Annotated in this window: 12 protein-coding genes; all 12 read right to left on the bottom strand. The window is 59.0% G+C overall.

Annotated elements, in window-relative coordinates; translation table 11 throughout:
• Positions 1-22: 22 nt before the first annotated feature.
• Positions 23-652, bottom strand: a complete 630-nt coding sequence (locus tag CKW20_RS19930) for a bifunctional 2-polyprenyl-6-hydroxyphenol methylase/3-demethylubiquinol 3-O-methyltransferase UbiG (RefSeq protein WP_095054544.1) — start codon at positions 650-652, stop codon at positions 23-25.
• A gap of 187 nt (positions 653-839) precedes the next feature.
• Complete coding sequence (locus tag CKW20_RS19925) at positions 840-1196, bottom strand: DUF6124 family protein (RefSeq protein ID WP_095054449.1); 357 nt, start codon at positions 1194-1196, stop codon at positions 840-842.
• A 480-nt stretch (positions 1197-1676) separates the two neighbouring features.
• On the bottom strand, positions 1677-2321 hold the full coding sequence (locus CKW20_RS19920; protein ID WP_095054448.1) for a methionine ABC transporter permease: 645 nt from the start codon (positions 2319-2321) through the stop codon (positions 1677-1679).
• Positions 2311-3432, bottom strand: coding sequence for a methionine ABC transporter ATP-binding protein (locus tag CKW20_RS19915; protein WP_095054447.1), 1122 nt, complete (start codon positions 3430-3432; stop codon positions 2311-2313). The genes CKW20_RS19920 and CKW20_RS19915 overlap by 11 nt, the downstream gene beginning before the upstream one ends.
• Positions 3433-3434: 2 nt before the next feature.
• Positions 3435-4244 (bottom strand): MetQ/NlpA family ABC transporter substrate-binding protein, encoded by an 810-nt coding sequence (locus CKW20_RS19910; RefSeq protein WP_095054446.1) that lies wholly within the window; start codon positions 4242-4244, stop codon positions 3435-3437.
• Positions 4245-4387: 143 nt separating this feature from the next.
• Entirely contained in the window at positions 4388-5746 is a 1359-nt protein-coding gene (locus CKW20_RS19905; protein WP_095054445.1) for an LLM class flavin-dependent oxidoreductase, read from the bottom strand.
• Positions 5746-6939, bottom strand: coding sequence for an SfnB family sulfur acquisition oxidoreductase (locus CKW20_RS19900; RefSeq protein WP_095054444.1), 1194 nt, complete (start codon positions 6937-6939; stop codon positions 5746-5748). Before CKW20_RS19900 ends, CKW20_RS19905 begins: the two co-directional genes overlap by 1 nt.
• 5 nt (positions 6940-6944) lie before the next feature.
• Positions 6945-8186: an SfnB family sulfur acquisition oxidoreductase gene (locus CKW20_RS19895; protein ID WP_095054443.1), complete on the bottom strand. Its 1242-nt coding sequence runs from the start codon at positions 8184-8186 to the stop codon at positions 6945-6947.
• 414 nt (positions 8187-8600) lie between these two features.
• On the bottom strand, positions 8601-9359 hold the full coding sequence (locus CKW20_RS19885) for a hypothetical protein (protein WP_095054441.1): 759 nt from the start codon (positions 9357-9359) through the stop codon (positions 8601-8603).
• A 492-nt stretch (positions 9360-9851) separates the two neighbouring features.
• Complete coding sequence (gene tcyN / locus CKW20_RS19880; RefSeq protein WP_095054440.1) at positions 9852-10601, bottom strand: L-cystine ABC transporter ATP-binding protein TcyN; 750 nt, start codon at positions 10599-10601, stop codon at positions 9852-9854.
• Between the two features lie 4 nt (positions 10602-10605).
• Complete coding sequence (tcyL, locus tag CKW20_RS19875) at positions 10606-11271, bottom strand: cystine ABC transporter permease (RefSeq protein ID WP_007903115.1); 666 nt, start codon at positions 11269-11271, stop codon at positions 10606-10608.
• Positions 11271-12065 (bottom strand): cystine ABC transporter substrate-binding protein, encoded by a 795-nt coding sequence (gene tcyJ / locus CKW20_RS19870; RefSeq protein WP_007903114.1) that lies wholly within the window; start codon positions 12063-12065, stop codon positions 11271-11273. The genes tcyL and tcyJ overlap by 1 nt, the downstream gene beginning before the upstream one ends.
• Between the last annotated feature and the right edge of the window lie 255 nt (positions 12066-12320).

Raw genomic sequence — 12320 nt, 5'->3', positions numbered from 1 at the left:
CCCACGCAGAGCATGGGAACGATCAGTTGGCTCGACGCCAAACACTCGCCAACCAAGGCTGCTGCTCCCGCGGCAGCGCCGCCGGCCGGTAGTAATGCTCAAGCTCCACAAATCCTGCCTCGGTCAGCATTTCCTGCCAGGCCTGAAGATCGTAATACGCCCCATAACGCGGCCCGTTCCAGCCTTCCTGATTCTCGCCTCGCGGATTGGAGCTGAACAACACCCCACCCGGCTTCAACGCCTCGCGCAGCTGCTTCAACACCCGAGGCAATTCCTGACTCGGCACATGAAACAGCACCGCATTGGCAAAAATCCCGTCAAACCGCTCGGCCGGCAGGTCGAGTTTCAGAAAGTCCTGCTGCCAGACTTCACAACCACTGTCCTCCCGCGCCATTTGCGCAAGCTTTTCCGAGCCGTCGAGGCCGACGGCGGTGTGGCCCAGGCGCGTGAAGGTTTTCAGGTCACGGCCAGGGCCGCAGCCGAAGTCGAGAAGGGTGAACGGCGCCTCACCCTGAATATGCCGCAGCAGGGCATCGATGTTCTGGCTGACATCGTGATCGCGAGTGCCTTCGCGGAAGTCTTCGGCCACCGCGTTGTAATGGCCCAGCGTGGTGGAGGTGATCTGCTCCAGATCGGCGGGAGTCTGTTTCATGGTCGGCTGCGCAGGCAATGGGGATTCGCCGAATATACGCCATGACGCCGGGGGCTGCTGCGCAGCCATTCGCGGACAAGCCTCGCTCCTACAGGGGGCCAGTGATCGCCAGAACCACATAACTCCTGTAGGAGCGAGGCTTGCCCGCGAAGGCAATATCACTGACGACCAATGACTCAGGCCAGATTCAGCTTTGCTTCATCCCCAGACATTCAATGGACCGATCAACCATCGCCTTGGCAATCTCCAGCAAATGCCAAACGGAAAACACCAATGCCCGATCGGCCCCCTTGAGCTGATCGCCACACTGATACGCCGTGACCGAGGCGCAGCGCAGCAGATCGGCGACGTAAAGCTGGGTATCCTCGAAGCTCACGTCTTTGCTGACGTTGTAGAAGCGAAATTCGTCGGGCGGTGAGGGCTGATCGCCGGTGAGGTAGAAATCAATCGCACGGTAGAGCGCCGATCGATCCCTGAGCGGATCTTCAGTGGCGGTTTCGTTGGTGGGGTTTTCGGGAGGTGGATCGGGTACGGATTTTTTCATTGGTAAAACTCCTGGAATTAATTGGAGCCAACCGTTATCGCGACTAAACGAATAGGGGTGGCGGCTGCACGCAGGTTAGTCGACCGGTCTCCAGGCAACACCGGCGCACCCGAGGGTGCCCTGCGCACAGCCACCATAACTTTCAGGTAATGAACACCTGGAATGAGGTAGCGCTGTGCGCCTGGAAAGATCCGGGCGACTAAACCCGATCACTGATGAGCAGTGACGGACCGAGACTAGCCACGGAATTTGGCAGGCGCAAGCGAGCGGAATGATCTAGGAAATGTCCTGCAAAAGAAAGGGATCGGGCCTGCTGGCACTCTGATTTTCTTGTGCGAAAACTTCCCTTTGAGCGGTGAATTTGATGACGCCAAGATCGCAGCCTTCGGCAGCTCCTACAGGGACCGTGCCCGACGCAAATTCCTTGTTAACGCCACACCCTGTAGGAGCTGCCGAAGGCTGCGATCTTTTGATCTTCACTCAACGTTTATTCAACCCCCGCGCCAAGCGATCCCCGCCTAGCTGAATCACCGCCACTAACACCACCAGCAACACAATCACCGTCAACATGATCTGGCTATCAAACCGCTGATACCCATATCGATAAGCGATGTCCCCCAACCCACCGGCCCCAATCGCCCCGGCCATGGCCGAGGAGTTGATCATCGTCACCAACGTAATCGTAAACCCACCGACAATCCCCGGCAGTGCTTCAGGTAGCAGCACATGCCAGACGATATGCCCGCGTCGGCAGCCCATGGCTTGCGCGGCTTCGATCAATCCATGGTCGACTTCCCGCAGGCTGACTTCAGCAATCCGCGCAAAGAACGGCGTGGCCGCAATGGTCAGCGGCACCACGGCAGCCCACACGCCATACGTGGTGCCGACGATCAGCCGGGTAAACGGTATCAACGCCACCATCAATATCAAAAACGGAATCGAGCGAAACAGGTTCACGAACGCGCCCAATGCGCGGTTCAGCGCCGGGGCTTCGTAGATTCCGCCCTTGGAACTGGTGACCAGAATCACCGCCAATGGAATGCCCGCCAGCAGTGCAATCAACGACGACACACCCACCATCAAAAACGTGTCGATAAAACCCTGAAGCAACCGATCAAACCACATAACCCAGCACCTCCACCTGTTGCGCCCAGTGGCCGGCGCGCTGATGCAATTCCTCGGCACCGAGGGACGAGCCGGTCACCGCCAGCAGCAATTGCCCGAGCGCATGCCCCTGAATCCGTTCCACGCCCCCTTGCAGCAAGCGCACGCGACCACCGAGGGCGCTGAACAGCGCCGCCAGGTCTGGCTCGTCGCTCGCGCTGCCGGTGAATTGCAAACGCAACACCACAGCGGCGTCCGAAGACTGCGGCTGTGCTCGCAAGCGGCTTTGCAGTTCTTCCGGCAGACCGTGTTGCAGCGGCGCGAGCAAGGTCTTGCTGACTTCATGTTGCGGGTTGCCGAATACTTCCCAGACCGGCCCTTGCTCGACGATTCGCCCGTGCTCCAGCACCACCACTCGATCACAGATATCGCGGATCACCGCCATCTCGTGGGTGATCAGCACAATGGTCAGGCCCAGGCGCTGATTGATCTCGCGCAGCAGGCCGAGGATCGATTGCGTGGTCTCCGGATCCAGCGCCGAAGTCGCCTCGTCACACAGCAGAATCTCCGGGTCATGCACCAGCGCGCGGGCGATGCCGACGCGCTGTTTCTGCCCGCCGGAAAGTTGCGCCGGGTAGGCTTTGTGCTTCTCCTGCAGGCCGACCAGTTCCAGCAGTTCGCGGACTTTGCGCTCGCGCTGCTCCTTGGGCACACCGGCGACTTTCAGCGGCAATTCGACGTTCTGCCATACCGTCTTGGCCGACATCAGATTGAAGTGCTGGAAGATCATGCCGATCCGCCGCCGCAGCGCCACCAAGCGGTCTTCATCGAACTCGCCGATGTCCACCTGATCGATCAGCACCCGCCCGCTGCTCGGTTGTTCGAGGCGGTTGATGGTGCGTATCAGCGACGACTTGCCAGCACCGCTGCGACCGATGATGCCGAACACTTCGCCGCGCTGGATTGCCAGGTCGATGCCGTGCAGGGCCGCCACCGGACCTTGCTGGCCGTTGTAGGTTTTACCCAGGCCGATGAAGCGCACGTGGGCGCGATTCAGGTCTGGGTGCAGTTCGGTTTGTGTGGCGTTATGTGGCTCCGGAAGTTCCAGTCGCCGTTGGATAGCGGCCGTCATCCTCAGCTTTCCCAACCGGCTTGATAGAGCTTGCCGTGAGCTTTATCCAGCGCCGCACGAACGGCTGGCGAATGTTGGTAGATGTCGACGAATTTGATCAGGCGTGGGTCGGTTTTGCTTTTCGCCTGGATCACGAACTGGATCACGTATTCCTTGTGATCGAGGCCATCGAACAGCAGTGCGGAACTGGCATCGAAGGTCTTCGACAGGCGGATGTAGGCCGGGTAACCCTGGACCAGATCGGCGTCGTCGTAGGCGCGCACCAGTTGCACGGCTTCGACCTGAAGGATTTTGATTTTCTTCGGGTTGGCGATGATGTCTTCTTCGGTGGCCTTGTAGCCGACGCCCGGTTTGAGGGTGATCAGCCGGGCCTTGGCCAGCAGTTGCAGGCCGCGACCGCTGTTGATCGGGTCATTGGCGATGGCTACGCTGGCGCCTTCGGGCAACTCGTCGAAGCTTTTGTATTTTTTCGAGTAGAGGCCGACGTTGTTGATGATGCCCGGGGCGAATGGCACCAGGTCAAAACCGGCGGCGGCTTTGGCGTTTTCCAGGAACGGGATGTGCTGGAAATAGTTCACGTCGATGTCACCCGAGGCGAGGCTGACGTTGGGGGCGATCCAGTCGCTGAATTCCACCAGTTCGACTTTCAGGCCTTGTTTGTTGGCTTCTTCGACTGCGGCTTCCAGGGGAATGGCGAAGGCGGCGGTGGTGCCGACTTTCAGTGGCGCGTCGGCGGCGAAGGTGATGGAGCTGAAGAGGCCGAGGGCCAGGGCCAGTGCTTTGACTGGGTGAGAGAGGTAGGTCTTTTTCATGATGGGGTTTCCAGTCAGTGCATAAATTTTTGGTGTTTGGGCGGGCCTCTTCGCGGGCAAGCCTCGCTCCTACAGGGTCAGCGCCGTACCGGATATTTGTGAACGACCGATACCTGTAGGAGCGAGGCTTGCCCGCGAAGCTTTTAACGGCGGAACGCGGAGCCTGTGTGTTGCTCAGGCAAATGCGCCCCTTCGTGAAACAGCTTTTCCCGCAGGCTGCCGTTGTCGTAAGCCGTCTTGTACGACCCTCTGCGTTGCAATTCCGGAATCACCAGTTCAATGAAATCCACGTAGCTTTCCGGGGTGACGATCCGTGTCAGGTTGAAGCCATCCAGCCCGGTTTCGGCGATCCACGATTCCAGCTCATCGGCCACCTGCTGCGGCGAGCCGACCACGGTGATGTAGCGGCCACCGAGGGCGTGTTGCTCCAGCAGTTTGCGGCGGGTCCAGTCGTTGTTTTGCAGGTTCTTGGTGGCGGACTGGATGGCGTTGCTCTTCACGTACTGGATCGGTTCGTCGAGTTCGTACTCGGAAAAGTCGATCCCGGTGGACGCCGAGAAGTGCGCCACACCGGCCTCGGCACTGGCGTAGCTCAGGTACTCAGCGTGCTTCTTCCAGGCCAGCTCTTCTGTCTCACCGACAATCACGTTCAAACCCATGAACACCTTGATGTCCCAAGGATTGCGCCCGGCTTCGACGGCGCTGGCGCGCACCTTGTCCACCTGAACCCGGGTCGCCGGTTTGTTCTGACCGCTGATGAACACGCACTCGGCATGCCGACCGGCGAACAGCAAACCGCGATCGGAACTGCCTGCCTGGAACAGCACCGGCGTGCGTTGTGGCGACGGTTCGCAGAGGTGATAGCCCTCGACCTGATAGAACTCGCCCTTGTGCTCGACCTTGTGCACCTTCTCGGGTTGGGCGTAGATCCGTTGCTCACGGTCGTTGAGCACCGCGCCGTTTTCCCAGCTGCCTTCCCAGAGTTTGTAGAGCACTTGCAGGTATTCATCGGCCTGGTCGTAACGCCGGTCGTGTTCCACCTGTTCGCTCAGGCCCATGGCCTTGGCGGCGCTGTCGAGGTAGCCGGTGACGATGTTCCAGCCGACCCGTCCACGACTCAAATGATCGAGCGTCGACAGGCGTCGGGCGAACAGGTACGGCGGTTCGTAGGTCAGGTTAGAGGTGAGGCCGAAGCCGAGGTTTTTGGTGACGGCGGCCATGGCCGAGACCAGTAGCAAAGGGTCGTTGACCGGCAACTGGATCGACTCTTTGAGCGGGACGTTCACCGAGTTTTGGTAGACGTCGTACACGCCGACGATGTCGGCGATGAACAGACCGTCGAACAATCCGCGTTCCAGCAGCTGTGCCAGTTCAGTCCAGTATTCGATGGTTTTGTATTGGGTCGACGTGTCTCGTGGATGAGTCCACAGGCCATGGTTGATGTGCCCGATGCAATTCATGTTGAAGGCATTGAGCAGGATTTTCTTTTTGGCATCGGCCATCAGATGGTCCCTCGCAATGGAGGGTTTTCATCGTTGAGGTAGTAGTTGCCGACAGCGTGATACTTCCAGCGCACCGGGTCGTGCAGGGTGTGTACCCGTGCGTTGCGCCAGTGGCGATCCAGACCGTGTTCGGCCAGGGTTGCCTGACTGCCGGCCAGTTCGAACAATGTGCTGCCGGCGGCGAGGGAGATTTCGGTGCTGATGGCCCGGGCTTCGGCAACCGCAATTGACGCCGCGGCGACGGTTTCGGCATTGGTATCGGCCTGAGCCTGATCGAGGAATTCGCCGGAGCGTTCCAGCAAGGCTTCGGTGGCGTGCAGGCGAATGCTCAAGTGGCCGAAACTTTTGATGGTCAGCGGGTCTTCGGTGGCTTTGTCGTTGCCGGAATCAATCCACGGCCGGGTCTTGGTGCGCACAAAATGCAGGGCATCTTCGTAAGCGGCGCGGGCGATGCCGGTGTCGATGGCGGCGTGGAGAATCTGCGCCAACGGGCCGACGGTGGTCGGGCGCTCGAACGCGCTTTGAAACGGGATCACGTCCTCGGCGGCAACATAGACATCCTCGAACACCACCGAACCGCTGCCGGTGGTGCGCTGGCCGAAGCCGCTCCAGTCGTCGATCACCGTCAGGCCTTTGCTGTTGCGCGGGACGAAGGCCAGTTGCTGCACGCCGTTTTCGTCCACCACTGATGTCGGGATACGCTGGGCGTAAATGGCGCCGGTGGCGTAGAACTTGCGACCGTTGATGCGGTAGCCGTTACCATCGCGAGTCAGGCTGGTGACGCGATCATGGGCGGTTTTTGTGCCCAGTTCCGCGAGTGCGTTGCCGAAGCGCTGGCCGGCCAACACTTCGGCGCACAGGCGTTTTTTCTGCTCATCGGTGCCGTTCACGCGAAGCACTTCGAGGGCGTAGAAATGGTTCTGGGGAATTTGTCCGAGAGAGCCATCGGCCTGAGCGATCAGCGCGATGACCTTGGCCAGGGTGACGTTGGAAACCCCAGCGCCACCGTATTCTTTTGGCACGCTGATGCCCCAAAGACCCGAACGGGAAAACACTTCCAGTTCCGGGTATGGCAAACGACGTTCGCGATCGCGCAGGGCGCTGTCGCGTTTGAAATCGTCGGCCAGGTCACTGGCGACAATCAGGGCTTGCTCATCGCTGGTGATGACCGCGACGTGGTGAGAAAGAGTCATGGTTGTTAAATCCAGGAATGGCGGGCCGGTAATGCGCCGTTGAGGTGATAGGCGCCGACCGCGTGATATTTCCAGCGCACCGGGTCGTGCAGGGTGTGCACCCGGGCGTTGCGCCAGTGGCGGTCGAGGTTGAATTCGGCGAGGGTGGCGCGGCTGCCGGCCAGTTCGAAGAGCTTTTCGCTGGCCAGCAGCGAGATCTCGGTGGTCAACACTTTGGCTTCAGCCACGGCAATCGAGGCGCGTGCAGCGGACTCGGCGGTGAGCGGCGCGGCGTTGACCTTATCGAGTACTTGTCCGGCCTTGCGCAGTAGCGCTTCGGCGGCGTGCAGTTCGATTTTCAGCTTGCCGATGTCGGCGATCACGTAGAGGTCGTCGCTGGCGCGCTCGACCTTGGCGTCGATCCACGGCCGTGCACGCGTTTTCACGAACTCGATGGCGTCATCGATGGCACCCCGGGCGATGCCGGCGTCGATGGCAGCTTGAATCAATTGCGACACGGCACCCTGAATATTCGGGCTGTCGTTGATCTTCCAGTTATCCACCACCAGCTCGGCGTCGACCCGCACGTTGTTGAGCAAGAGGGTGCCGCTGGCAGTGGTGCGCTGGCCGAACCCCGACCAGTCATCAACGATGCGCAACCCCGGTGTGCCACGGCGGACGAAGGCCAGCACTTGCTTGCCGTCATCGTTCAGCGCCTTGACGGCCACCCAGTGGGCGAACAGAGCGCCGGTGGAATAGAACTTCTGTCCGTTGATGACGAAGCCATCGCCGTCGGCAGTGATCCGTGCCTTGAGCTCCAGGGTGTTTTTGGTCCCGCGCTCTGGTCCCGCATTACCGATGCGCCAGCCTTCGAGCACGCTTTTGAACAGCTGTTTTTTCTGCGGCTCGGTGGCGCTGCCGAGTATCAGGTTGAGAATCCCGAACTGGTTCTGCGGGATCTGCCCCAAAGCCGGGTCGGCCGCGGAAATGATCGCGAATACCGAGGCTAAGGTGACGAATGAAACCTGCGGGCCACCGTACTCTCGCGGGATGGCAATGCTGCCCAGGCCGCTGCGGGTGAACTGTTCGATTTCCGACCACGGCAGCTTGCGCTGCTGGTCACGTTTGGCGGCTTGCAGGCGGGCGACTTGCGCCAGCTCATGGGCAGCCTTGATGGCTTGTGCGTCGTTGCGCAAGACCTGCGCGGGCAACAACAACGGGGCGATGTCCAGATCACTCTGGACGATTGCATCTGCCAGACTGGACATCAGTGCCGCTCCTTGGCTGCACGCAATGCCCTGGCGATTTGCACTGGGGTGATTGTGTTCCGGACCATACCTACCTCACATCTCATGAAAGCGCCGCAAGTTGCGGCGAACGAAAAACACGAATGTCCGGTGGTCCGGTGTATATACCCTAAACGTGTATAAATAATTAATGAACTAACTTTTAGGAATATGCATAGAAGGCGTTATCAGACCTTATGGCCTGCCAAAAAAGGGGGGGGATAACGCATTCTTGTAGCAGCTGGCGAAGCCTGCGTTCGGCTGCGCAGCAGTCGTGAAGTCGGAAATTGCGGTACGTCTGGTAGAGCGCGTCAGCCGGATTAACGACTGCTGCGCAGCCGAACGCAGCCTCGCAGGCTCGACAGCTGCTACGGCCGAACGCAGGCTTCGGGGACCTCATCGGCTGCGGGGCTCAGCGGCTTTAAGCGCTTCTTTCACCGGCACTTTCAGGTAGGGATTGGCACAACCGATCTTCAGTGTGCGTGCCGGCGCCCAGCGCGAGTTGTTACCCACCCGATCGAGGATGCAATAGGTCACTTCCAGTCGAAGATCTTCGCCGGCTTCGAGAATGATCGCCGGTGGCACCCAGACCTGAATCGGCTGACCCACATCGCAAGCCTTGAGCTTGGGCAGGTCCATGCGCACATCGCCCCAGCGCAGGGTGATTTCGTCGTCGGCGGCCATGTTCAGATAAGGCTCGATGGTCAACGGGACACCGCGTTTGACCTGGTTCGGATTGACCCCCTGACGGCGAATGGTCTCAGGGATGAATACGGGCGCCAGGCTCTGGTTTTCCTCATCGCAAAGCAGCAGGCCGCCCGGGCAATCGAGCTTGATCTGTACGCGAGCCGCCGGTGATACCGCCGGCCCCTGGCCGACCTGCATGACCTTGTAATGGACGCGTGCAGAACCATTGGCAATGAAGCTTTCCGGCACCCGCAGGCTCACGGCTTTGCTGTTATGGTCGGACCCCAATAGGCTGGAGGCCACGTAGCAGTTGTTCCAGAACAGCTCGATCAGATCGCCTTCGTCCATGCCGGGGTAGGGCGGCACGTCGATCGTAAGATGAGCGGCCGAGGTGATGTTGATACCGGCCTTGTGGCTTTGCGCCAGGGTCGGGGTTGCAAGTACGGGTTTTTTCGAAGTGCTTGTCATGGGTTTCTCTCCTTGAAGCCTTGCCGCGAAGTCCATTTCTGAAAGATCGAAAGGCGTGAATTACCAAGCAACAAAACGATTAACTGTTTGTGAGTTTCAATAATGATTGAGTGTCTGTTGGGAACTAGATAAGAGTGCGCTCCAGTAAGTGTCAATAGCGCTGGTTGGTTAAAGGTTGGTTCTTTGTTTATTCAGAAATCTCCTACGCAGTGCAGTTAATAAACCACACTGCACTGTCGAATTTAGCCCTATATTTAGGGAGTTTAACGTCCCGGAGGCAGCAACCCGTTGACGAAGAATGGCCAGGAATTTTATGAATTCCAGGCAATATGAATCTGTTGCGGGACATATATATGTACCGCATGAGAGGGCGGGAAGTTATCTATGATGCGCGCGACTAAAATAAGTCGCTGAAGGCTGATACAGGGTCTTAAAGTTCGGGCAAGTGTCACTTCCATCCATGGAAGTTTACAGTTTTCGAGTGGGACAGCACTAAGCGTTATTAAGAAACTTGCTGAGAAACTGCTTGGTCCGTTCCTCTTTCGGATTGGCAAACAGTGCCTTGGCTTCACCTTGTTCGACGATCACACCCTTGTCGAAAAACACCACGCGGTTGGCCACGTCCCGGGCAAAGCCCATTTCGTGGGTGACGATCACCATGGTGCGTTTCTCCTCGGCCAGGCCGCGGATGGTCGCCAACACTTCACCCACCAGTTCCGGGTCCAGCGCCGAGGTCGGTTCATCGAACAGGATCACTTCCGGTTCCATCGCCAACGCTCGGGCAATCGCCACACGCTGTTGCTGACCGCCGGAGAGGCGTCGCGGGTAAGCGTCTTCCTTGCCCGCCAGGCCGACTTTGGCCAATAGCTTTTTACCCAAGGCAACGGCTTCAGCGCGCGGGATCTTTTTCACCACCAACGGGCCTTCGATCACGTTTTCCAGGGCGGTGCGATGGGGGAACAGGTTGAAGTTCTGGAACACAAAACCCACGTGCTGGCGCAAGCGTCGCACCAGGCTCTGTTGCTGGGTCAGGGGGCGGCTGCCATCGATCTCGATGTCGCCGACCTTGATCCGGCCGCTGCTGGGTTCCTCGAGAAAATTCAGGCAACGCAGGAAGGTAGTCTTGCCCGAGCCGCTGGGGCCGATGATCGCCACCACCTCGCCTTCCTTCACCTGCAGATCGATGCCGTTGAGCACCACCTGACCCTTGAACTGCTTTGTCAGTTTTTCCACGACAATCATTGGGTCAGGACTCCTGGTCGTGCCGATTGACCCGCGCTTCCAACTGGTTCTGCAGGTGCGACAGTACAGTCGCCAGAACCCAGTAGATCAGCGCGGCGGCAAGATACATGGTGAAAATTTCGAAGGTACGGGCGGTGATCAGCTGCGCTTGGCGGAACAGTTCCGGCACCTGAATGGTGGCTGCCAGCGCGGTGTCCTTGACCAGCGAGATGAAGCTGTTGCCCAAAGGTGGCAGAGCCGTGCGCGCCGCTTGCGGCAGGATGGCCCGGCGCAGGGTTTGCGCGCGGGTCATGCCGATACTGGCGGCGGCTTCCCACTGGCCGCGCTCGATGGAGCTGATGGCGGCACGCAGGATTTCGCAGGCGTAGGCGGCCATGTTCAGCGAGAAGCCGATCAGGGCCGCCGGCAGCGGATCAAGTTCGATACCCAATTGCGGCAAGCCGTAATAGATCACGAACAGTTGCACCAACAACGGCGTGCCGCGAAAGAACGACACGTAGATGCGGGCGATCCAGCTCACCAGTTTGAAGCGCGACAACCGCATCAATGCCAGGCCGAAGCCCATCAGCAAGCCGAAGAACATTCCGCCCAGGCTCAGGATGACGGTGTAGTACGCGCCCTTGAGCAGAAAGGGCGCGGAGTCCAGCGCGAGTTGGAAAGCTTCTCCCATTATTGAGTGACGTCAGCGCTGAAGTATTTTTCCGACAGCTTTTTCAGCGTACCGTCGGCACGCAGCTTGTCGATGGCTTTGTTCACTGCGGCCAGCAGCTCAGGCTCGCCTTTGCGCAGGGCAATACCGGCTTCCTGGCGGGAGAACGCTTCGCCGGCAGCGGCAGTGTCCTTGGCCTTCCTGGCATATTCCAGCGCGGCCAGGCGGTCGATCAGAATGGCGTCGATGCGACCGACGCGCAGATCCTGGAACTTGGTCGGATCATCTTCGTAGGTGCGGATGTCAGCCTTAGGCACATTCTCTTTCACCCACTGCTCGTAGTTGGTGCCCAGACCTACGCCGACTTTCTTGCCGGCCAGATCGGCGGCGGTCTTGATGGTGTCTTTGTTTTTGGTCAGGGTCAGCGCCTGAATCCCGGAAACGGTGTAAGGCGTGGAGAAGTCGTACTTCTTCTTGCGCTCTTCGGTGATGGTCACCTGGTTGATCACCGCGTCCAGACGCTTGGATTCCAGGGCTGCGAGGATGCCTTCCCATTTGGTCGGCTGCAGTTTGACCTTCACGCCAAGCTCTTTGGCCAAGGCCTCGGAGAACTCGACTTCGAAGCCGCTCAGTTTGCCGGCCTCGTCGACGAAGCTGAACGGTGGATAAGTGCCTTCCAGACCGACGTTGATCACGCCCGCGTCCTTGATTTTTTGCAGTTGCTCACCGGCCACTGCCTGCCCGAGCAGGCCGGCGCTCAGCGCCAGGCCCAGCGAACCCACCAGCAGATTTCGACGTAATGCGGAAAAATTCATGACAAGCCCCTGTGTTTTCTTATGGAAGACGCTTAAGGAAAGTTGGCAAATTCGGGATTTGAACGACTGCGATATCCTGCCCTAAAGCAGCTTATGCGTCTTGCTGCAAATTCGCCTGCGGCGCGACTATAGAATGAGATGTTTAGAATGGAAAATAATAAATATTGATTTTGTTATTCTGTATTTGTATATGACTTTGAGATCGCTTTCGCGGGCAAGCCTCGCTCCTACAGGAGAACGCGGTTTCATGATCGT

This window comes from Pseudomonas sp. Irchel s3b2 (assembly GCF_900187445.1).
Classification (GTDB): domain Bacteria; phylum Pseudomonadota; class Gammaproteobacteria; order Pseudomonadales; family Pseudomonadaceae; genus Aquipseudomonas.
This window is presented reverse-complemented; position numbering and strand designations above follow the sequence as displayed.

Bases quoted from the DNA above. Each gene is read 5' to 3' on its own strand.
- CKW20_RS19930 (WP_095054544.1), bottom strand. From the start codon at position 652: ATGAAACAGACTCCCGCCGATCTGGAGCAGATCACCTCCACCACGCTG.
- CKW20_RS19925 (WP_095054449.1), bottom strand. From the start codon at position 1,196: ATGAAAAAATCCGTACCCGATCCACCTCCCGAAAACCCCACCAACGAA.
- CKW20_RS19920 (WP_095054448.1), bottom strand. From the start codon at position 2,321: ATGTGGTTTGATCGGTTGCTTCAGGGTTTTATCGACACGTTTTTGATG.
- CKW20_RS19915 (WP_095054447.1), bottom strand. From the start codon at position 3,432: ATGACGGCCGCTATCCAACGGCGACTGGAACTTCCGGAGCCACATAAC.
- CKW20_RS19910 (WP_095054446.1), bottom strand. From the start codon at position 4,244: ATGAAAAAGACCTACCTCTCTCACCCAGTCAAAGCACTGGCCCTGGCC.
- CKW20_RS19905 (WP_095054445.1), bottom strand. From the start codon at position 5,746: ATGGCCGATGCCAAAAAGAAAATCCTGCTCAATGCCTTCAACATGAAT.
- CKW20_RS19900 (WP_095054444.1), bottom strand. From the start codon at position 6,939: ATGACTCTTTCTCACCACGTCGCGGTCATCACCAGCGATGAGCAAGCC.
- CKW20_RS19895 (WP_095054443.1), bottom strand. From the start codon at position 8,186: ATGTCCAGTCTGGCAGATGCAATCGTCCAGAGTGATCTGGACATCGCC.
- CKW20_RS19885 (WP_095054441.1), bottom strand. From the start codon at position 9,359: ATGACAAGCACTTCGAAAAAACCCGTACTTGCAACCCCGACCCTGGCG.
- tcyN (WP_095054440.1), bottom strand. From the start codon at position 10,601: ATGATTGTCGTGGAAAAACTGACAAAGCAGTTCAAGGGTCAGGTGGTG.
- tcyL (WP_007903115.1), bottom strand. From the start codon at position 11,271: ATGGGAGAAGCTTTCCAACTCGCGCTGGACTCCGCGCCCTTTCTGCTC.
- tcyJ (WP_007903114.1), bottom strand. From the start codon at position 12,065: ATGAATTTTTCCGCATTACGTCGAAATCTGCTGGTGGGTTCGCTGGGC.